General features: G+C 73.7%; 19 protein-coding genes and 1 riboswitch. Of the genes, 10 read left to right on the forward strand and 9 right to left on the reverse strand.

Going from position 1 to position 19815, the window contains the following annotated elements; translation table 11 throughout:
- Positions 1-20: 20 nt before the first annotated feature.
- The gene (gene phaZ, locus IN07_RS15510) at positions 21-854 is read right to left on the reverse strand and encodes a poly(3-hydroxyalkanoate) depolymerase (RefSeq protein ID WP_036337064.1); all 834 of its coding nucleotides are present in this window, start codon (positions 852-854) and stop codon (positions 21-23) included.
- Positions 851-2617, reverse strand: a complete 1767-nt coding sequence (locus tag IN07_RS15515) for a PHA/PHB synthase family protein (RefSeq protein ID WP_231558408.1) — start codon at positions 2615-2617, stop codon at positions 851-853. The genes phaZ and IN07_RS15515 overlap by 4 nt, the downstream gene beginning before the upstream one ends.
- Positions 2618-3028: 411 nt before the next feature.
- Between IN07_RS15515 and IN07_RS15520 the strand changes: the two genes are divergently transcribed.
- Positions 3029-4123: a LacI family DNA-binding transcriptional regulator gene (locus tag IN07_RS15520; protein ID WP_052091326.1), complete on the forward strand. Its 1095-nt coding sequence runs from the start codon at positions 3029-3031 to the stop codon at positions 4121-4123.
- Here the strand turns inward: IN07_RS15520 and IN07_RS15525 are convergent.
- From IN07_RS15525 to IN07_RS15535, 3 genes are all read right to left on the reverse strand, one after another.
- Positions 4075-5094, reverse strand: coding sequence for an iron-siderophore ABC transporter substrate-binding protein (locus IN07_RS15525; protein ID WP_036337065.1), 1020 nt, complete (start codon positions 5092-5094; stop codon positions 4075-4077). The genes IN07_RS15520 and IN07_RS15525 overlap by 49 nt on opposite strands.
- Before the next feature lie 80 nt (positions 5095-5174).
- Positions 5175-6392, reverse strand: coding sequence for an acetyl-CoA C-acetyltransferase (locus IN07_RS15530; protein WP_036337066.1), 1218 nt, complete (start codon positions 6390-6392; stop codon positions 5175-5177).
- Positions 6393-6518: 126 nt separating this feature from the next.
- Positions 6519-7304: an SDR family NAD(P)-dependent oxidoreductase gene (locus IN07_RS15535; protein WP_036337067.1), complete on the reverse strand. Its 786-nt coding sequence runs from the start codon at positions 7302-7304 to the stop codon at positions 6519-6521.
- A 158-nt stretch (positions 7305-7462) separates the two neighbouring features.
- Here IN07_RS15535 and IN07_RS15540 point away from each other — a divergent pair, with 158 nt between their 5' ends.
- The 3 genes from IN07_RS15540 to IN07_RS15550 all read left to right on the forward strand — a co-directional run bounded on the left by IN07_RS15540 (position 7463) and on the right by IN07_RS15550 (position 10100).
- Positions 7463-7687 carry a hypothetical protein gene (locus IN07_RS15540; RefSeq protein ID WP_036337068.1) on the forward strand — a complete coding sequence of 75 codons (225 nt, stop codon included), beginning with the start codon at positions 7463-7465 and terminating at the stop codon, positions 7685-7687.
- Positions 7688-7691: 4 nt separating this feature from the next.
- Positions 7692-7801, forward strand: a riboswitch (TPP riboswitch).
- On the forward strand, positions 7792-8802 hold the full coding sequence (locus IN07_RS15545) for an alcohol dehydrogenase catalytic domain-containing protein (protein WP_036337069.1): 1011 nt from the start codon (positions 7792-7794) through the stop codon (positions 8800-8802). (Overlaps the previous riboswitch by 10 nt.)
- A 44-nt stretch (positions 8803-8846) precedes the next feature.
- Positions 8847-10100, forward strand: coding sequence for an MFS transporter (locus IN07_RS15550; RefSeq protein WP_036337070.1), 1254 nt, complete (start codon positions 8847-8849; stop codon positions 10098-10100).
- A gap of 13 nt (positions 10101-10113) precedes the next feature.
- Here the strand turns inward: IN07_RS15550 and IN07_RS15555 are convergent, their stop codons facing one another.
- The gene (locus IN07_RS15555) at positions 10114-10806 is read right to left on the reverse strand and encodes a maleylpyruvate isomerase family mycothiol-dependent enzyme (protein ID WP_036337072.1); all 693 of its coding nucleotides are present in this window, start codon (positions 10804-10806) and stop codon (positions 10114-10116) included.
- Positions 10807-10994: 188 nt separating this feature from the next.
- On the opposite strand from IN07_RS15555, the gene IN07_RS15560 reads away from it, so the two are divergent.
- Genes IN07_RS15560 through IN07_RS15570 form a run of 3 tightly spaced genes read left to right on the forward strand, consistent with a single transcriptional unit; the run spans position 10995 to position 14388 of the window.
- On the forward strand, positions 10995-12656 hold the full coding sequence (locus IN07_RS15560) for an FAD-dependent oxidoreductase (protein ID WP_036337073.1): 1662 nt from the start codon (positions 10995-10997) through the stop codon (positions 12654-12656).
- 1 nt (position 12657) lies between these two features.
- Positions 12658-14094: an ATP-binding protein gene (locus tag IN07_RS15565; protein WP_036337074.1), complete on the forward strand. Its 1437-nt coding sequence runs from the start codon at positions 12658-12660 to the stop codon at positions 14092-14094.
- Between the two features lie 6 nt (positions 14095-14100).
- On the forward strand, positions 14101-14388 hold the full coding sequence (locus IN07_RS15570; protein ID WP_036337075.1) for a UBP-type zinc finger domain-containing protein: 288 nt from the start codon (positions 14101-14103) through the stop codon (positions 14386-14388).
- Between the two features lie 21 nt (positions 14389-14409).
- Here IN07_RS15570 and larA read toward each other — a convergent pair whose 3' ends face one another.
- The gene (gene larA / locus IN07_RS15575) at positions 14410-15681 is read right to left on the reverse strand and encodes a nickel-dependent lactate racemase (protein ID WP_036337076.1); all 1272 of its coding nucleotides are present in this window, start codon (positions 15679-15681) and stop codon (positions 14410-14412) included.
- Positions 15682-15777: 96 nt separating this feature from the next.
- On the opposite strand from larA, the gene IN07_RS15580 reads away from it, so the two are divergent.
- The gene (locus tag IN07_RS15580) at positions 15778-16149 is read left to right on the forward strand and encodes a PaaI family thioesterase (RefSeq protein WP_036337077.1); all 372 of its coding nucleotides are present in this window, start codon (positions 15778-15780) and stop codon (positions 16147-16149) included.
- Between the two features lie 25 nt (positions 16150-16174).
- Positions 16175-17152, forward strand: a complete 978-nt coding sequence (locus IN07_RS15585) for a phosphotriesterase family protein (protein ID WP_036337078.1) — start codon at positions 16175-16177, stop codon at positions 17150-17152.
- 4 nt (positions 17153-17156) lie between these two features.
- Here the strand turns inward: IN07_RS15585 and IN07_RS15590 are convergent, their stop codons facing one another.
- Both IN07_RS15590 and IN07_RS15595 read right to left on the reverse strand, forming a co-directional pair.
- Positions 17157-17615, reverse strand: a complete 459-nt coding sequence (locus IN07_RS15590; protein WP_036337270.1) for a hypothetical protein — start codon at positions 17613-17615, stop codon at positions 17157-17159.
- Between the two features lie 149 nt (positions 17616-17764).
- Positions 17765-18703, reverse strand: coding sequence for a hypothetical protein (locus tag IN07_RS15595; protein WP_036337081.1), 939 nt, complete (start codon positions 18701-18703; stop codon positions 17765-17767).
- A 212-nt stretch (positions 18704-18915) separates the two neighbouring features.
- Here IN07_RS15595 and IN07_RS26730 point away from each other — a divergent pair, with 212 nt between their 5' ends.
- Positions 18916-19737, forward strand: coding sequence for a TetR/AcrR family transcriptional regulator (locus IN07_RS26730; RefSeq protein ID WP_081975460.1), 822 nt, complete (start codon positions 18916-18918; stop codon positions 19735-19737).
- Positions 19738-19815 lie beyond the last annotated feature (78 nt).

Raw genomic sequence — 19815 nt, forward strand, 5'->3', positions numbered from 1 at the left:
CTCCCGTCGGACAGCTCCGGTCAGCTGAGGAAGCGTTCCACCACCGGCGCCAGCTCCGGCGCCTCGGTGACCAGGGCGAGGTGACCGCCGCGGTAGAGGTGCAGCTCCGAGTCAGGGATCAGCCGGGCCATCACGCGAGGGTTCACCGCGGGGATGATCGGGTCGTCGTCGCCGGCGATCACCAGGGTGGGCTGCTTGATCATGCGGAGCAGCGGAAGGCTCGACCAGCCGGCGCCGGCCGCCAGCTGGTAGTAGTAGCCGCGCTGCGGGCCCAGCCGCGACTCGGCGTGCAGCACCTCCGCCGCGCGCTCGGGGTGCTGGCGCATCGTGCCGCCGTAGATCTCCCCTGCGATCGTCCGGGCGTAATCGGGGTCGCGGTGCCGCCGTGGGGTGAGCATCTTGGACAGCACCCGCGGGTGCGCCGGCACCATGAGCGACCCCGTCCCGGTCGCGGCCAGCACCAGCCGCCGACACCGCCGCCGGTGCTGCACGGCGAACTGCTGTGCCAGACCGCCGCCCCAGGAGAAGCCGAGGACGTCGACGGCCTCCCGGTGGCCCAGCTTGCTGAGCAGCCCCGCGACGACCGGCGCGAACGTGACCATCGTGTAGGGCATGACCGGCCTCGGGGACCCGCCCACACCCGGGACGTCGAACCGGATCACCTCACGCCGGGGATCGAGCGCATCGACGAAGGGCTGCAACACCTCCAGGCTCGCGCCGATGCCGTTGAGCAACAGCAACGGCGGCAGCGTGCCGTCGCCGGGGTGGACCGAGACGCGCAGCGTCCGGCCCCCGACGGTGACCGTCCGCAGCGGGGGGTCGCCGTCCCGGCGGGTGCCCCTCCCGACGCTCATTTGTCGAACACGTACGTGCCAGGAGCCGCGCCCAGGGCGGGCTGGCCACCGCCGAGCTCCGCCGGCGCGTCGACCCCGTCGCCGGCCCGCTCACCCACCCACCGGGCGTAGTCGGTCCACCACGACCCCTTCTCGGTGTGTGCGGCGGCGAGCCACTCGTCGGCGTCCGGGACGTTGGGCGCGCCCGTCCGCCAGGTCGACTTCGGGTTGCTCGGCGGGTTCACCAGCGAGGCGATGTGCCCGCTGGTGGACAACACGAACCGGGTGTCCCCACCGAGCAGCTGGGTGGTCGCGTAACAGGACTGCCACGGGCAGATGTGGTCGGCGATCCCGGCGACCACGTAGGCGTCGACCGTGACCGCGGACAGGTCCACTGGCGACCCGAGCATGGTGGCGGCACCCGGCTTGGTCAGGGAGTTGTGCACGGCCATGTCCATGAAGCCCCGGTGCAGTGCCGCGGCCATCCGGGTGGTGTCGGAATTCCAGTACAAGATGTCGAACGCCGGCGGGGGCTTGCCCTGCAGGTAGTTGTTGACCCAGTAGTTCCAGATCAGGTCGTTGGGCCGCAGCCAGGCGAACACCTCCGCCAGCGTCGCGCCGTCCAGGTACCCCTTCTTCGCCGACGCCCGGATGGCCGACTGGGCGGACTTCTCGTCCAGGAACGCCCCCACCGTCCCGCCGCGGGCCTGGTCGAGCACGGTCACGGCGAAGCACACGGAGGCGACCCGCTCCTGCTCGCCGATCGCGGCGAGGTGCCCGAGCACCATCGCGGTGATCATCCCGCCGGAGCAGAAGGACATCAGGTTGGTCTGCCGCTCGCCGGTGATCCGCTCCGCCGCGGCCATCGCGTCGAGCACCGCCTGCCCGTAGGTGTCCAGGCCCCAGTCGGCGTGCCGCGCGTCGGGGTTCCGCCAGGACATCATGAAGACCTGCTGCCCGTCGGCGACCATGTGCTCGGCGATGCTGCGACCCTCGGCCAGGTCGGCGATGTAGAACTTGTTGATCGTCGGCGGCACCATCACCAGCGGGACGGCGTGCACCGTCGGCGTGGTGGGCTGGTACTGGATCAGCTCGAAGACCGGCGTCCGCAGCACGACGACGCCGGGGGTGCGCGCCAGGTCCTTGCCCACCTCGAAGGCGTCCGGCTCGACCATCGAGGGCACCCGGGGTGCCGAGGACAGGTCACGGACCAGCCGCCTGGTGCCGGACACCGCACTGCGCCCGCCCGTGTCGATCGCCGTCTTCCACGCCGAGGGGTTCAGCGCCGGGTTGTTGCTGGGTGCCAGGGCCTCGACGATGTTGGTCACGGAGAACCGGATCCGCTCGTCGTGGGCATAGGGCAGGGCTGCGTCGTCGACCAGTCGGGTCGCCGTCTGCGCCGTCGCCAGGTGTGCCTGCATGGCCCGCTTCAACACCGGGTTGCCCGACCAGGCCGGATCGGCGTAACGCTTGTCCTTGGCGTTCGGCGCCACCTCGGAACGGCCGAGCCCGATGCGACCCCACTCGCCGACGAGCCGGCCGGTGTGGCCGAGCACGGTGCGCGGACGGCGCGCCAGCGCCGCGGTGAAGCGGAGGCTGCTGCTGACCGGCGGCACCAACCGGCGCAGCGGCCCGAGCGCAGCGTCGGTCAAGATCATGTCCAGCCCGGTGGCCGACTCGGCGATCCGCTCCGGCTCGGCATCGGGATCGCCGCCGGTGGTCGACGCGGCCACCGGTACGGATCGCGCGATGCCCTGCCCGGACGAGCGCGCGGGGCCGCTCACGTCGCACTCCTCGGGCTGAGGTGGACTGACCGTGCTGGGGTGGTGCGGAGCTGGCACACGAGGGTTCCTCGTCTCGACACGCTGGCGGTCACGCGATGGTCCATCCGGGCGTACTGGACGTGATGCCCATCACACAGCCCGCAGGCCGGGTGAGCAACCGGGCGGCCCGGCGGCGAGCCGCGCGGTGTTCCTGCTGCGGCACTGCCGCCGGTGCCGACATCCTGGCGTGCGCCGACCAGGGCCGGACAGGGGCAACAGCCAGGGACACATCGCCCTGTACATCGAAAGACACATCGACGGATGTGCCCTGCCCGGACAGCACACCTACACCCGCCGTCTGCCCACGGGGCAGCGGTTTCCCCCTTTCTCCACTTCGGTAGAAAGCGCGCTGTGCCTACGACGTTGAGCTCCGTGGCCGCAGCCGCGGGGGTCAGCACCAGTACCGCGAGCCGCGCCCTGTCCGGACACCCGGCGGTGCTGCCCAGCACCCGCGCCCGGGTGGAGGCGGCCGCCGCGGCCCTGCAGTACGAGCCCAACCGCACGGCCAGCGCACTGCGCACCCGGCGTACCGGGCTGATCGGCCTGGTCGTCAACAGCCTGCGCTCGGCGACGTCCCACACGATCGCGGAGACCCTGCAGGGCTGGGCCGCTGAACACGAGTACCAGCTGCTGGTCTGCACCACCGGGGGCGACCCGGCGCGCGAGGCCTCGTTCCTGCAGACAGTCCGCCAGCACCACTTCGACGGCGTGGTGATCGCCGGCTCCGGTGCGAACACCGACCTGGTCAACGCCCTGGTCCAGGCGGACCACGCGGTCGTGACGATGAACCGCGAGGTGCCCGGCTCCCTGGCCCCGTCGGTGATGTCCGCCTACGAGACCGCAGCCCGACTGGCCGCCGAGCACCTGCTCCAGCTGGGGCACACCCGGATCGCCGCGATCGAGGGCCCACCGTCGGTGACCTCCGGCCGACTGCACGACGCCGGCTTCCAGGCCGCGATGGCGGCGGCCGGCGTCCCGGTCCTGGAGGAGCTGGTGTGCCGGGGGCCCTTCACACCCGACTTCGGCCGGTGGGCCGCCGCCGAGCTGCTCGGCCTGTCCGAGCCACCGACGGCCCTGCTGGTGACCAACCACGAGGCGTCGTTCGGGGCACTGCCGGTGATCGGCGACAGCGAGCTGCGGGTGCCCGACCAGCTGTCGGTGATCTGCACGGAGGACGAGCCGTTCTACCAGTGGTGGTCGCCGCCGGTCACCACCGTCGACAACTGCGCCGCCCTGCTCGCCGTGGGCGCGGCCGACCTGCTGCTCCGTCAGCTGACGTCCGGCGCGCAGGACCTCCCGTCGCGCCGCACCGAGCTGGTGACCCCGGCGCTCGTCGAGCGCGGGTCGACCGCGCCACCACCTGCGCGGCCGCCGGGCCGCCGCGGAGGTGTCCACGGCGGCCCCGGGGCGCACTCAGCTCAGCCGGCCACCTCGGACAGCTCCGGCGCGAAGCCGTCCAGCAGGTAGGGCAGGCTCAGGGCGCTGGCGAACTGCAGCGCCGCGTAGTCCTCGCCCTCGATGAAGATCGACCGGCCCTCGGTCACGGTGGGGAGCCCGGACAGCACCGGGTCCCCTTCGATCCCCGCCCGCTCGGCCTCGGAACCGGACTGGAAGACCAGCACGTCGGCGTCCAGCATCCGGGCCTCCTCGCGGCTGACCGTCCCGTAGAAGTCGCTCTGCGCCGCGGCGTCCAGGGCCGGGTCGACGACCATGCCCAGGTCCAGGAAGAACCGGGTGCGGGTGTCGTCGGACGTGTGGAAGGGGTACTCCCCGCCGTACGCCGGGCCGGAGAGGGTCACCGTCTTCCCCTCCAGCTCCGGGTGCTCCGCCCGCGCCGCCGCGATCTGCTCCTCGACGTCGGCGATCAGCTCCTCCGCGCGGTCGGGCTGACCGAGCGCCTCGCCGGTGATCCGGGTCTGCTCCTGCCAGGGGGTGCCGAAGGCGATGTGCTCCTCGGGCTGCACGACCGTCGGCGCGATCGCGCTGAGCGTCTCGTACTCGTCCTCCGTCAGACCGGCGGTGACCGCCATGATCAGGTCCGGGTCGAGCGCCGCGATCTGCTCCGGGTCGACCTCCGCCCGCGGCAGGATCTCCGGGTCGGCGTCGCCGGCCGCCTCGTCGGCCCAGGGGAAGAAGACGTCGTCCTCGGGGCCGAATGCGTAGCGGACGGCCACCGGGACGACACCGAAGGCGAGGATCGCGTCCTGCTCGGTGTAGCCGAGGGAGACCACCCGCTCGGGCTCCTCCGGGATCGTCGTCGTCCCGTAGGCGTGCTCGATGGTGACCGGGAAGGCGGCCTCGGCTGCCGAGCCGGCGGCGGCCTCGGCCGGCTGCTCGTCGGACTTCGACGAGCAGCCGGCCAGGACGGCGACCGCGAGGACGGGGAGGGCCACGGAGCTGGTGAACGTGCGTCGCGCGAGCGACCGGGAGAGGAACATGGTGTTGTTCTACCTGAGGGCAGCCTTACCTAACTAACCGGTCGTCTCCCTCGTTGCCCGATCGATACCTGCCGACGGGGTCAGACGACCCGCTCGAACACCGCGGCGAGCCCCTGCCCACCGCCGATGCACATCGTCTCCAGGCCGTAGCGGGCCTCGCGGCGGCGCATCTCGTGGGCGAGCGTGGCCAGGATCCGGGCGCCGGTCGCCCCCACCGGGTGCCCCAGGGAGATGCCGGACCCGTTGACGTTGACCCGGTCGCGGTCGTCCGCGCCCAGGCCCCACTCCCCCAGGCAGGCCAGCACCTGGCTGGCGAACGCCTCGTTGAGCTCGATGAGGTCCATGTCGGCCAGGGTCAGCCCGGTCTGCTCCAGCACCTTGGCCGTCGCCGGGACCGGGCCGATGCCCATGGTCTCCGGCGGCACGCCCGCCACGGCCCAGCCGGTCAGCCGCACGAAGGGCTGCCAGCCACGGCGGTCGGCCTCGGCGCGGGTGGTCACCACGCAGACGGCGGCGCCGTCGTTCTGGCCGGAGGCGTTGCCGGCCGTCACCGTCGCCTCCGGGTCGACCCGGCCCATGACCGGGCGCAGGCCGGCCAGGTCCTCCATCGTCGTGTCCGGGCGGGGGTGCTCGTCCTCGGTGACCGTGCGCGCCGGCGTCTTGCGGGTCCCGGGCACCTCGACGCCGATGATCTCGTCGGCGAACCGGCCCTCGCGGATGGCCGCGCCGGCGGCCTGCTGGGAGCGCAACGCCCAGGCGTCCTGCTCCAGTCGGTCGACCGAGTACTCACGACGGACGTTCTCCGCGGTCTCCAGCATGCCGCCGGGCACGGGGTGGTGGAGGCCACCGGCGGTCTCCCGGGCCCGCGCCAGCCGGTCGTGCAGCATGACGCCGTCGCCCTTGGCCCCGCTGCGCAGCCCCAGTGCGTAGTGCTCGACGTTGCTCATCGACTCCACCCCACCGGCGACGACGACCTTGCCGGCGCCGGCCGCCACCTGCATCGCGGCGTAGATGACGGCCTGCAGGCCGGATCCGCAGCGCCGGTCGATCTGCAGGCCGGGCACCTGTACGCCCAGGCCGGCGTCCAGGGCGGCGATCCGGCCGATCGCCGGGTTCTCACCGCTGGGGCTGCAGTTGCCGAGGATGACGTCGTCGACCTCGCCCTCCCCCAGCCCGGTCCGCTCCACCAGGCCCCGCAGCGCGGTAGCGGCGAGCTCGTTGGCGGACAGACCGGCGAAGACCCCGCCGAAGCGACCGACGGGAGTGCGGACCGGGGAACAGATGACGACGTCGTCCATGCCCCGACTCTGCCAGCTCTGCCCCGGCTCGGTGCAGCGGAGCCGACCACTCACCGGAAGTCGGCGTCGCCCGGGACGCCGACGACGCCCCTGCCCGCGGATCGAGAGGGGCGTCGTCGGAGCGGGTCAGTCGCGCGGCTTCGCCATCGCCTCGTGCGCGGAGCTCTTGAGCGAGTCGGGGAGCACCTTGTTGGCCGCGCCCTGCACCTTGGTCCTCAGCGAGGCGGCGAGCACCTTCTCCTCCCCGGCCATCAGCGCCTCGAAGCCCTGCGCGGCGACCGCCGCCGGGTCGTCCTTGGGGCCCTGGCCGATGGCGGTGTCCTCCAGGTCGGCCCGGGAGAAGAACTCGGTGTCCGTGGGGCCGGGCATCAGCGCGGTGATCGTGACGGCGGAGTCCTTGAGCTCCTGCTGCACGGCCTCGGTCAGCGACTGGACGAAGGACTTCGAGGCGTTGTAGACCGGCTGGTACGCGCCGGGCATGGTCGCCGCGATCGAGGAGGTCACCAGCACCCGGCCCGCGTTGCGACCGGTCATCTGCACGAGGACCAGCTTCAGCAGCGCGGCGGTGGAGACCACGTTGAGCTGCATGACCTCCAGGTCGTCGGCCCAGTCGGTGTCGACGAAGGCACCGCCACGGCCGACGCCGGCGTTGAGCGCGGCGGCGTCCAGCGGGCGGCCGAGGCCCTGCACCCGGGTCCACAGCTGTTCGATCCCGTCGGGGGTGCGCAGGTCGGCCTGTACGGCGGTCACCTCGGCGCCCTCGGCGCGCAGCTTCGCGGCCGCCGTGTCGATCGTCGGGTCCTCGGCGTCGATCACCAGGTCGAAGCCGTGCTGGGCGAACTGCTTGGCGAGCTCGTACCCGATCCCGCTGGAGGCGCCGGTGACGAGGGCAAGGGGCTTGGTGTCGGTCATGCACCTCGCCCTACCCGCCCCCCGGGCCTGGTTCACCCACCGCGACCTCCTTTCCGGCCGCGGGGGCTGGCGGCCGCACCCGGGGTCAGGGAGTGCGGCCGGACCGACCCTCGCACCCGCTGCTGACGGTTCCGTGTGCACCGGCTCAGACTCGGCCCATGACCGAGGACGCAGGGCCGGCCGGGGACGTCGGCGTGATCTGTTCGGCGAAGGGCTGCCGGGAGCCGGCGACCGTCGTCCTGGTGTGGAACAACCCGAAGGTGCACACCCCCGACCGGGAGAAGACCTGGACGGCGTGCGAGGCGCACCGCGAGCAGCTCTCGCACCACCTGGCGATCCGGTCGTTCCTGCGCCGCGTCGAGCCGGTCCGCCCGCTGCGGTAGCTTCAGCGGCGCACACGGGAGCCCGGGCGCGGGCTGAGAAGGCGGACGACCACCGCCGACCGTCCACACCTGATCCGGTTCATGCCGGCGGAGGGAGCTGCTCGATGCTCGCAGCCCGTTTCCACGCACCTGACCGACCCCTGGCCCTGGACGACGTCCCGGTGCCCGAACCCGCCCCCGACGAGGTGCGGGTGCGGGTGCGCGCGGCCGGGGTCTGCGGCACCGAACTGCACTTCACCGACGGCCTGTACGCGCCGTCCCGGACGCCGATGACGCTGGGCCACGAGGCCGCGGGCACGGTCGACGCGGTCGGGTCGGCCGTCACCGGCTGGGCCGAGGGCGACCGGGTCGCCGTCTACTACTACCTCTTCTGCGGCAGCTGCCGCTGGTGCCTGCGCGGTCGGCAGAACCTGTGCCTCACCCCGCGCGGGGTGCTGGCCTTCGCCGCGGACGGCGCCTTCGCCGAGCAGCTGGTGGTGCCGGCGCACTGCCTGGTCCGGCTGCCCGACGAGCTGCCGTTCGAGGCTGCCGCACCGCTGTGCTGCGCGGGCACGACCGCGGTGCACGCGCTCACCGAGGCCGCGGTCGAGCCCGGTGACGTGGTCGTCGTGCTCGGCGCGGGCGGGGTCGGGCTGGCCGCGGTGCAGGAGGCCCGACGACGCGGCGGCGTGGTCGTGGCCGTCAGCCGGGACGACGCCCGTAGGTCGGCTGCCCGGTCCGCCGGAGCGGTGGCCGCGGTCTCCCCCGCCGAACTCGCCGACACCGTGGCCCGGCTGTCCGGCGGGCAGGGCGCCGACGTCGTCGTGGAGCTCGCCGGGGTGACGGCGACCCTGGAGCTGGCGACGGCGGTGCTCGGTCGCCGCGGGCGGCTGGTGCTGGTCGGGTACAGCGCCGACGCACTGACGGTGAGCCCGCTGGGGATGGTGGTCGCCGAGCAGCGGGTCATCGCCAGCGTGGGCAACACGCTGGCCGAGCTGGAGCAGGCGGTGGCGCTGGCCGCGGCCGGGCAGCTGGCGCCGCCGGTGGCGGGCACGCTGCCGCTGACCCAGGTGAACGAGGCGCTGGACCGGCTGCGCAAGGGGGACGTCGCAGGGCGGCTCGTGCTCACCCCCTGACGCCCCGCAGCGGTGTCCCGGGCCGCGTGTGAGGATCGGCGCTCGTGCGACATCGCAGCAAGGACGCCCCCCTCCCCCGCGAGGTCGGCGTCCTGGCGATCGTCGCCTTCGTCGTCGCCCTCGGCTTCGGAATCGTCGCCCCGGCGATCCCGCTGTTCGTCCGCGACTACGGGGTCGGCACCACCGCCGTCGGGTTCGCCGTCAGCGCGTTCGCCTTCTTCCGGTTCGTCTCCGCCTTCGCCGGGGGCTCCCTCGTCGAGCGGATCGGCGAGCGCGCCGTGCTCGCCGCCGGGCTGGCGATCGTCGCGGTCGCCACCGCCGCGGCCGCCCTGGCCGGCAACTTCCCGCTCTTCGTCGCCCTGCGCGCGGCCGGCGGGATCGGCAGCGCGATGTTCACCGTGGCCGCCCTCTCGCTGCTGCTGCGCACGGCACCGGCGGCCCAGCGCGGCCGGGCTGCGGCCACCTACCAGGGCGGTTTCATCCTCGGCGGCATCGCCGGCCCGGCGGCCGGCGGGTTCCTCGCCGAGGTCTCCCCGCGGCTGCCGTTCTTCGTCTACGGCGGCTTCCTGCTGGTCGCGGGGGTGGTCGCGCTGGTCCTGCTGCGCCCGGCCGCGCTGCCCCCGGTCGCGGGAGCCGCGGCCGACCCGGACCCCGCGGCTGACCAGGTGCGCGGCGGTGGCCCCTCGGCCGTGGCCGTGCCCCCCGCGGGCGCCGATGGTGGCGGGCTGCGCGCGGCGCTGCGGTCCCGGGCCTACGTCGCGGCGCTGGTGGCCAACCTGGGCGTGGGCTGGGTGCTGTTCGGCGTCCGCAACTCCCTCGTGCCGCTGTACGTGACCGAGGAGCTGGGCAAGACGGTGGCCTGGGCCGGCGCCGGCCTGCTCGCGGGGTCGGTGGCGCAGGCGGTCGGGCTGCTGCGCGCCGGGCGGCTGGCGGACAGCTGGGGTCGCCGCCCCTCGCTGCTGCTCGGTTCGGCACTGTCCACCGCGGCGATCGCGGTCCTGGTGCTGCCGCCGACCACCGCCGCGTTCCTGCTCTCGATGGCCACCTTCGGGCTGGGCGCCTCGCTGCTGGCCAGCGTGCCGGCCGCGGTGGTCGGTGACGTCAGCCCGGCCCGAGGCGGCCGGGTGGTGGCGGTCTTCCAGATGGTCGCCGACCTGGGCGCGGTGGCCGGGCCGCTGGTCGCCGGCTGGCTCACCGACGCCTTCTCCTACCAGGTCGCCTTCGCCGTCAGCGCCGCCGTGCTGGGCGCGGCGCTGCTCGCTGCGCTGGCGATGCCGCGGGACCGCCCCGCCGGCTGAGTCGGCAGGCCGGTCAGAGCCAGGGCGCCAGCGTCGGCAGCGGACCGTCGGCCTCCAGCTCCTCCCCCGCACTGCGGCCGGTGACCCACGCCGCGACCGCCGGCAGCGGACCGGCGACGGCCAGGGCGCCGGTGCCCCACTCCCGGTCACCGGCGAACAACGCGACGTCGGGCACGGAGTCGCGGCGGTCCCACATCCGGAAGACGTCGTCGACGAGCGCGGCCAGGACGTCGTCCGGGAGGTCGGTGAAGGCGACGCCCTCGTCCAGGTCGACCGCGTGCACCCACACCTCCCGGCAGCGCATCCAGGGCACCTCCGCGGCCGGCACCTGGCGCCCCTGCGCGGTCCGCACCTGGGCTGCCCACGCCTCCTCCGGCAGGCCACGGACCGCGGCTGCCAGCCGGCCGGTCGCGGCCACCACGGCAGCGCGCAGCTCGGCGGCCGGCAGCTGTGCCGCCTCGTAGATCTGGGCGTCCCGCGCCTCCATCGAGGCGTACATCGGCGTCTCCACCCCGGTGCGCGCCCAGGTCAGCAGGTTCACCAGCGCGTCGGCGTTGGCCGCCAGGTGCGCCAGGAGGTGCCGCCGCGACCAGCCGGTCAGCAGGGACGGCGCGTCGAGATCCTCGTCGGTCAGCCGGCCCAGCGCCGTCCCGAGGAGTCGCTCGCCGTCCTCCCACCAGCCGAGCGTCTCGACCGGCGCGGTCATCGACGGGTTCCGGGCTCGTGCGCGGGCGCGGTCATGACGTCACCCTGCCGCGCCGCGGGCCGACGTGCCAGAGCTGGCCCGCGGCCGATCGGGACTACCGCCGTTCACCTGCACCCGGTTGGATGGAGATGCCATCGGGGGCCTGCCCACCGGGGCGGTCCACCTCGACGGCCCCGACCGGAGGTGCCGTGCCCGCGCGACCTGTCCTGCTCACCGTCGACGACGACCGCGCGGTCAGCCGCGCCGTCGCCCGCGACCTGCGCCGCCACTACGGCGACCGCTACCGGATCGTCCGCGCCGAGAGCGGCCGCGACGCGCTCGCCGTGCTGCGTGAGCTGACCGCGCGCGGCGAGGCCGCCGCCCTGCTCCTCGCCGACCACCGGATGCCCGGGATGACCGGCGTGGAGTTCCTGGAGCAGGCGATGGACCTGGCGCCGACGGCCAAGCGGGTCCTGCTCACCGCCTACGCCGACACCGACGCGGCGATCCGGGCGATCAACGACGTCGACCTGGACCACTACCTGCTCAAGCCCTGGGACCCGCCGGAGGAGCTGCTCTACCCGGTGCTCGACGAGCTGCTCGAGGCCTGGTCGCGCACCGCCCGGGCGCCGTTCGAGGGCATCACGCTGCTGGGCCACCAGTGGTCGGCGGAGACCCAGCAGCTCAAGGAGTTCCTGGCCCGCAACCAGGTGCCCTACCGGCACCTCCAGGGCGAGGACGCCGCCGGCATCCGCACCGCCGCCGACCTGGCGGACGACGCGACGCTGCCGGCCCTGCTCTTCCCCGAGGGAACCGTGCTCCGCCGGCCCACCCTCCAGCAGGTCGCCCAGCAGGTCGGGCTGGCCACGACCGCCGGCAGCCCGTTCTACGACGTCGTGGTGGTGGGCGGCGGACCGGCCGGGCTGGGCGCGGCGGTGTACGCGGCCAGCGAGGGGCTGCGCACCCTGCTCGTCGAGCGCACGGCCACCGGCGGGCAGGCCGGCCAGAGCAGCCGGATCGAGAACTACCTCGGGTTCCCGCTCGGGGTGTCGGGCAGCGAGCTCGCCCAGCGGGCCCGCGACCAGGCCGTGCGGTTCGGCGTCGAACTCCTCACCGCCGCCGAGGTCGTGCAGATCGCACCCAAGGGCGATGGCCGGGCGCTGCTCTTCGCCGACGGCAGCCAGGTCGCCGCGCACGCCGTCGTGCTGGCCACCGGCGTCTCCTGGCGGCTGCTGCCGGCCGACGGCGCCGCCGACCTCACCGGCCGCGGCGTCTACTACGGCGCCGTCGCGCACGAGGCCGCCGACTGCGCCGGCGAGGAGGTCTTCGTCGTCGGCGCGGCCAACTCCGCCGGCCAGGCCGCGCTGCACTTCGCCCGCTTCGCCAGCAAGGTGGTGGTGCTCTGCCGGGGCACCGACATCCGGCAGAGCATGTCCGAGTACCTGGTCGCCCGGATCGAGGCCGACCCGCTGATCGAGGTGCGCACCTGCACCCAGGTGCGGGCCGTGGAGGGCGCCGACCACCTCGAGCGACTCGTGCTCGCCGACTCCCGTACCGGTGCCACCGAGGTCGTCCCGGCGTCCCGGCTCTTCGTGTTCATCGGCGCCTCGCCGCCCACCGAGTGGCTGGGCGAGGCGTTCCTGCGCGACGACCGCGGCTTCCTGCGCACCGGGCCGGCGCTGCTGGACGAGGCGGGCCGCCCGCCGCGGGACTGGCCGCTGACCCGGGCGCCGTACCACCTGGAGTGCTCCGTGCCCGGCGTGTTCGTGGCCGGCGACGTCCGCGCCGAGTCGGTGAAGCGGGTCGCCTCCGCCGTCGGCGAGGGCGCGATGGCCGTCACGCTCGTGCACCGCTACCTGGAGGCGAACTGAGATGACCGCGAGCCACGGGCCCTCCTCGGGGGTCGACCTCGCCGAGGTGCGCAGCCTGTTCCTGTTCGCCGAGCTGGAGGACGCCGACCAGCGCTGGGTGGCCGAGCACAGCGACGTGCGGGTGTACGACGCCGACGTCGTCGTCTTCGCCGAGGGACAGCCCTCCGACGCGCTGTACGTGCTGCTGGAGGGTGGGCTGCTGCTGTCCAAGCACACCGACGGGGAGGACGTCGTCCTCAACGACACGACGCACCGCGGCGCCTACGCCGGCGCGGTCCGCGCGTTCACCCAGAGCCGCGACCCGAACTTCCAGACCACGCTGCGGACCACCCGGCCCAGCCGGTTCCTGCGGTTGCCGGCCGAGGACTTCGCCGCGCTGGTGCACCGGCTGTGCCCCATGGCGGTACACCTGCTCGACGGCCTGTACGAGGGCATCCGGATGACCGAGTCGACGATGCGCCAGCGCGAGCACCTGGTGCAGCTGGGGACGCTGTCGGCCAACCTCGCCCACGAGCTGAACAACCCGGCAGCGGCCGCGGTGCGAGCCACCGAGCAGCTGCGCTCCCGGGTCGCCGGCATGCGCCGGAAGCTCGGCCTGCTGTCGGAGGCCGGGCTCTCCCCCGAGCTGGTCGGCCGGCTGATCAAGACGCAGGAGATGTCCGTCGAGCGGGCGCTCAAGCCGCACGCCGATCTGACCGCGCTCCAGGAGAGCGACCTCGAGGACGCGATCGCCGACCGGCTGGAGGAGATCGGCGTCGAGCAGGCGCTGGAGCTCGCACCGGTGTTCGCCGGCTCCGGCATGGACGCGCAGTGGGTGGACGACGTCGTGGAGCAGGTCGACTCCGGACTGGAGTGGGACGCCGCGTTCGGCTGGCTGCGCTACACCCTGGAGACCGAGGCGCTGATAGACGAGATCGAGGAGGCCACCACCCGGATCTCCTCCCTCGTCGGCGCGGTGAAGCAGTACTCGCACCTGGACCAGGCCCGGCACTCCGACGTCGACGTCAAGCCCGGGCTGGAGAGCACGCTGGTGATGCTGGCCCGCAAGCTCACCGGCATCGAGGTGCACCGTGACTACGCCGCCGACCTGCCGCCGGTGCCCGGCTACCCGGCCGAGCTGAACCAGGTCTGGACCAACCTGATCGACAACGCCGCCGACGCGATGGACGGGTCCGGGGTGCTGACCCTGCGCACCCGGGCCGACCAGCACGCGGTGTTCGTGGAGGTCACCGACGACGGCCCGGGGGTGCCGGAGGCGGTGCGCCAGGACCTGTTCGAGCCGTTCGTGACCACCAAGCGGGCCGGCGACGGGAGCGGGCTGGGACTGGACAACGCGAGGCGGATCATCGAGCGGCGGCACGGCGGGTCGCTGACGTACACGACCGGTCCGGAGGGGACGACGTTCTGCGTCCGGCTGCCGCTGAGCCGGACGCACTGACCGGCCATGTCCTGGCGGGTGGACGGGGAGGCCGTCTGTCGGCATGCCGAGGGGCTGCCGGCCGCACCCGGCCCGGCCGAGGCGTGCGCGGACTGCCTCCGGGACGGCGGGCAGTGGGTGCACCTGCGGCGTTGCCTGAGCTGTGACCACGTGGCCTGCTGCGACTCCTCACCGCACCGGCACGCCACCGCGCACGCGACCGCGACCGGGCACCCGGTGGTCGCCTCCGCCGAGCCGCGCGAGCACTGGGCCTGGTGCTACCCCGACCAGGCCCTCCTCCTCCCCCAGCGCTGACACCGGGCCGGGGGCGGACCGTCAGCCCTTCACATAGGGGATCGTCTGCGGGCCCTCCGGCAGCGCGCAGACCCGCGCGCCGGGGCCCGCCGCCGCGACCGCCTCGGCGACGGTGGCCGCGATGTCGGTCGTCTGCCCCAGGTGGGCCTCGGCCAGCTGGGCGTCGGTGAGGTGGTCGGTGTGCATCACGACCCGGTGCGCCGACTGGATCCGCGCCTGGATCTGCACCTGCCACTGGTCGGGCACGGTCTGCTCGCGGGCGGAGATCAGCTCCAGCAGCGCCTCCGGTGACGCCGCTGAGGTGAGCACCTCGCGGTAGGAGCCGTGGTCGGGGAAGCCGTCCTCGCAGGCGGCGGCGCAGACGATCAGCCCGTCGGGCCGGGTGACCTGCGCGGCCGCCGACATGCCCTTCACCGACTGGTAGAGGTTCTGGTCCAGCGGGAAGCCCGAACCGGTGGTGACGACGACGTCGAACGGCGCGTCCACCGGTGCCATCGCCACCTCGCGGGCCCGCTCGATCGCCACCGCGTGCATCTCCAGCGTGTCCCCGCCGAACGCGGCGATGACCTCCTGCCGGGTGTTGAGCACGACGTCGAAGGAGTACGTCACGTCGGTGCCCGCGGTGATCGCCCGGACGTCGTCGTGCACCGGGTTGCCCTGGGTGACGCCCCACGTCGCCCGCGGGTCGCCGATCCGCTTCGCGTCGTGCAGCACCAGCACCGTGTCCAGCGCGGCCAGGCCCGGGGCGACCATCTTGGGCCCACCGGAGAAGCCGGCGAAGAAGTGCGGCTCGACGAAGCCGGTGGTGATCCGGACGTCGGCGTCCACCCACTGCTCGTTGAGCCAGACCGGCACCCCGTCGCCGAAGGTGCCCATCCAGCGGTGCGTGTCGCTCGCCCGGGAGTCGTGGTTGACGATCCGGACGGTGTCCACGACCTCGTCGCCGAACATCGCCCGCAGCTCCGCCTCGGTGTTGGCCCGGTGCGTGCCGGTGGCGACCAGGACGACGACGTCCTCCAGACGCACGACGCCGTCGAGCTCCTCGAGCACCGCCGGGATCATCAGGTGCCGGGGCTGGGCGCGGGTGCCGTCGCAGGCGGAGATCGCCACCGTCTGCCCCGGCCGCACCCGATCCCGCAGCGGCAACCCGCTCACCGGCTCGCGCAACGCCCGGCGCAGCTCGGCGGCGACGTCCGGGGCGGCCGGGTGCTGCACGGGGGTGATCACCGCCGCGTCGTCCGGGAGCTCGACGGGGAGCCCTCCGCGCCCGTAGGCGAGCGTCACCTGCTGCACGTCGTCCTCCAGGAGCCGGGTGCCCCATCAGACCACCAGACCGCGCATCCCACCGGGCGACCGTGTGCCGTCGACCGCCCCGGGTAGCTGCGGTGGATGAGCGACACGAGCTTCGTGGAGACCCTGGGCGTGTACGGCCGAACGGCGGAGGACGGGACGGCGCAGCTGCAGCTGGACGTCACCGACCAGCACCTGAACGAGGCGGGCACGCTCCACGGTGGGGTGCTGGCCACCCTCGTCGACACCGCCATGGGCCACGCCGTGCGCAGCCGCACCGGGGAGGACGACGTCCCGGCCACCAGCCAGCTGACCGTCACCTACCTGCGGCCCGGCGGTCCCGGCACCCTCCAGGTCACCGGCCGGGTCAGCAAGCAGGGCGAGCACCTGACGGTGTGCGAGGCCGACGTCGAGCAGGATGGCCGCAGCCTGGTGCACGCCGTCGCCACGTTCGCGGTGCTGCACCGGTGACCTGACCCCGAGCAAGGGAGCTCGCATGCCCACCGTGCACACCGTCCGCGGCCCGATCGACACCGCCGACCTCGGCCGCACCCTCATGCACGAGCACGTGTTCGTGCTGTCCACCGAGCACCAGCAGAACTACGGCACCGGCGACTGGTGGGACGAGGAGGAGCGGGTCGCCGACGCCGTCACCAAGCTCAACGAGCTCAAGGCGCTGGGGATCGACACGATCGTCGACCCGACGGTGTGGGGGCTGGGCCGCTACCTGCCGCGGGTGCAGCGGGTGGCGGCGCAGACCGAGCTGAACATCATCGTGGCCACCGGGCTGTACACCTACGACGAGATCCCGTTCCAGTACGCGCATCGCGGGCCGGGCACCCTCATCGAGACACCCACCGACCCGATGGTCGACGACTTCACCCGGGACGTCCGCGCCGGCATCGCCGACACCGGCGTGCACGCCGCCTTCCTCAAGTGCGCCGTGGAGGCCAAGGGGCTCACCCCGGGCGTCGAGCGCACCCTGCGGGCCGTCGCAGCCACCCACCGGGAGACCGGGGTGCCGATCACCGTGCACACCTCGGCCGCCGCACAGACCGGCCGGCTGGCGGTCCAGGTGCTCCGCGAGGAGGGCGCCGACCTGACCAAGGTGGTCATCGGCCACGCCGGCGACAGCAACGACCTCGACCACCTCAAGGAGCTGGCCGACGCCGGCTGCATCCTGGGCATGGACCGGTTCGGCCTGGACCTCTACAACCCGACCAGCGCGCGGGTGGACACCATCGTCGCGCTGGCCGAGCAGGGGTACGCCGACCGGATGGTGCTCAGCCAGGACGCCAGCTGCTACATCGACTGGTTCCCCGGGGAGGCGCGCACCGCGATGACCCAGGCGATGCCGAACTGGAACTTCACCCACGTGCCGCAGGACGTGCTGCCGATGCTGCGGGAGCGCGGAGCGAGCGAAGGGCACCTGGACCAGATGCTGGTCCAGGTGCCCCGGCGGTACTTCGAGTAGCGGGTCAGGCGGGCCGGCGGCCGGCGAGCTGGCGGGCCGCGGCGACGGTGTCGGCATCCAGCGCGTCGACGTCCCCGTCGCGGCGCGCTGCCGCCTGGCCGTCCAGCCAGCTGACGTGCCGCTCCCAGGCGGCCCGCGGCGAGATGCCGAGCGCCCGCCCGATCTGCTGCCAGTCGGCGCCGCCGCGCAGCGCCGCTCGGATGCCGAGCTGGCGGTGGGCGTGGGCCTTGCGGGCGACGACCTCACCGAGGGCGAGCAGCTCGAGGGCCTCGTCGACGTCCAGCGAGGTGCCGAGGGCCTTGAAGCTGGCCCAGTCGTCGTCGTCGTCCGCACGGTCGTTGGGGCCGTCGACGGCGACGTTGTCGCGCCGGCTCAGGAAGTCCAGCCGGGTCACGGCGGTCACGAGCGAGAACTCGCTCTCCAGCACCTCGGGGGTGGTGGCGACCTCAGGCACAGTGGTCATGAGGAAGAGCATTTCCCGAAGCCAGCACGCTGTAACCCGATCGTGACCAGCGTCTCGTGCACGGCCGAGTGGCCTCGCACACGGTGGTCGGCCGGACGCGGCACGTGCCCGGCTCCGACCCGCCGCACGGCGGCCCGGAGCCGGGGCGCTCAGTCCGGGATCCCGACGGCCTCCTTGGCCAGGGCGGCCAGCCGGGTCTGCACCGCGCTCACCACGCTGGAGCGCGCCTTGTGCGCCTCCTCGTAGCGGATGACCGCGTCGATCTCCTGCGGGTCGTCGAGCTCCTCCACCGCGGTGGCGATCTGCGCGGTCGACATCGAGTCGTAGCCGGTGATCGGCAGCTCGTCGGCGGTGAGGTCCCCGAGCTCGCGGCGGGTGGCGGCGACCGCCTCGGCCGCGGCACTGTCGCCCTCCCGCTCGGCGATGCGCTCGGCCCGGCGGAGCGAGGCGAGCCGGCCCACGGCGAGGGTCTCCCGCACGGCGCCGGTGAGGGCACCGGCCTGCTCACCGGCGTGCTGCGCGGTGTCCACGGCCCGGTTGACCGTGTTGGCCGCGAACCGGACCGGCAGGTTCGCCAGCTTGGTGGCGCCACCGGCCACCCGCTGGAACGGAGTGGCCACCAGCGCCGCGGGGCCACCGAGGGCCTGCTCGGCGAGGACGACGGTGAGCCACTCGACGGTGGCCGAGTGCGCCCTGATCAGCCGCTCGGCGAGCGCCTTCACCTCCGCCTGCCCGGCGGTGTCGGCCAGCACCCTGAGGTAGGTGGCGCGGTCCAGGAGCTGGTGCTCCAGCTGGAGGTCCTGCAGCAGCGCCTCGTCGATCGGCTCCGCCTGCTCCAGCGTGCCCTTGACCAGGGCGCCGAGCCGGCCGAGCACGGGCGTGACGACGTCGGTCACCCCGCCGAGCTCGCGCAGCTGGTCGGCGATGGCGGTGCTGCGCTCGGCCGCGTGCTGGGCGTTCTGCTCCAGCTCCCGGCGGACGGCGTCGGTGCGCGCCTGGGCGACCCGGATCCGAGCGATCTGCTCCTCGGTGTGGGTGAGCGCCAACAGGGCGCGGAGCTGGGTGAGGAGGGGGGTGGTGTCGGTCATGGGGACTCCAACGGGTTGGGTGTGACCGGACCCCTGCTGCATGCCCAGCGTGACCCGGGTGCCAACAACAGCAAGCGGTCGGCTGGCGATGACCGTCGTCACATCCGGGCGTGCGCAGCTCCCTCGCACTGGGCAGCCGCCAGGAGAGCCGTGCCGCGCACGGGCGAGGGCGTGGACAGTGGGGGGACACGAGGAGGTGAACGGTGGCGACGATGAGTGACCAGACGCGTGACCAGACGCGTGACCAGACGAGTGACGACGTGCGCGACCCCGACCTGGTGGCCGTGCAGGAGGGCCCCGAGGCGGCCAGCGAACTGACCCGTCCAGCCGGCCTGGACCGGGACAAGATCCTGCAGGCCGCCGTCGACTTCATCGACGAGGAGGGCCTGGCCGCCCTCACCATGCGCCGGCTGGGCTCCACGCTGGGCGTCGAGGCGATGGCGTTGTACCGGTACGTGCCCGGCCGGGAGGACCTGCTCGACGGGGTCGTCGACCGTGTCGTGGAGACGCTCTGGGACGACGAGGACGGCGACGACGTCTACATCGGTGACCACTCCGGCTGGCAGGACTACCTGGTCCGGCTGGCGCACGGGATGCGCCGGATCGCCCTCGCCCACCCGGCGGTCTTCCCGCTGGTCGCCAGCCGTCCGCCGGCTGCGCCCTGGGTGCGCCCACCGCTGCGCAGCCTGCGCCTGGTCGAGTCCTTCCTCGGCACGCTGCACGACGGCGGCTTCCCCGACCAGGCCGCCGTCGCCGCGTACCGCGCCTACTCCAGCTTCCTGCTCGGCCACCTGCTGCTCGAGGTCACCCAGATCGGTGCGCAGGTGAGCCTGCTGGACCAGCCCGAGGGCGACCCGCAGGCCCAGAAGGAGACCGACTTCGCCGAGTACCCGAACCTGGCGCGGACCGAGCCGCTGCTCGGTCAGGACAAGTCGGCGGCGGAGTTCGAGGAGTCGTTGGAGAACCTGCTGGACCGGCTGGACCGGCTGCTGCACGAGGCGAAGAACTCCGGCGGCGACGTCGGCGACCTCTGATCGCGCCCGGCCCGGCCCCCGCTGGGTCGGAGAGTCCGACGAGGATGGCGTTTACGCCGTAAACGAGCGGGCACAGAG

Source organism: Modestobacter caceresii (assembly GCF_000761485.1).
Lineage (GTDB): Bacteria > Actinomycetota > Actinomycetes > Mycobacteriales > Geodermatophilaceae > Modestobacter > Modestobacter caceresii.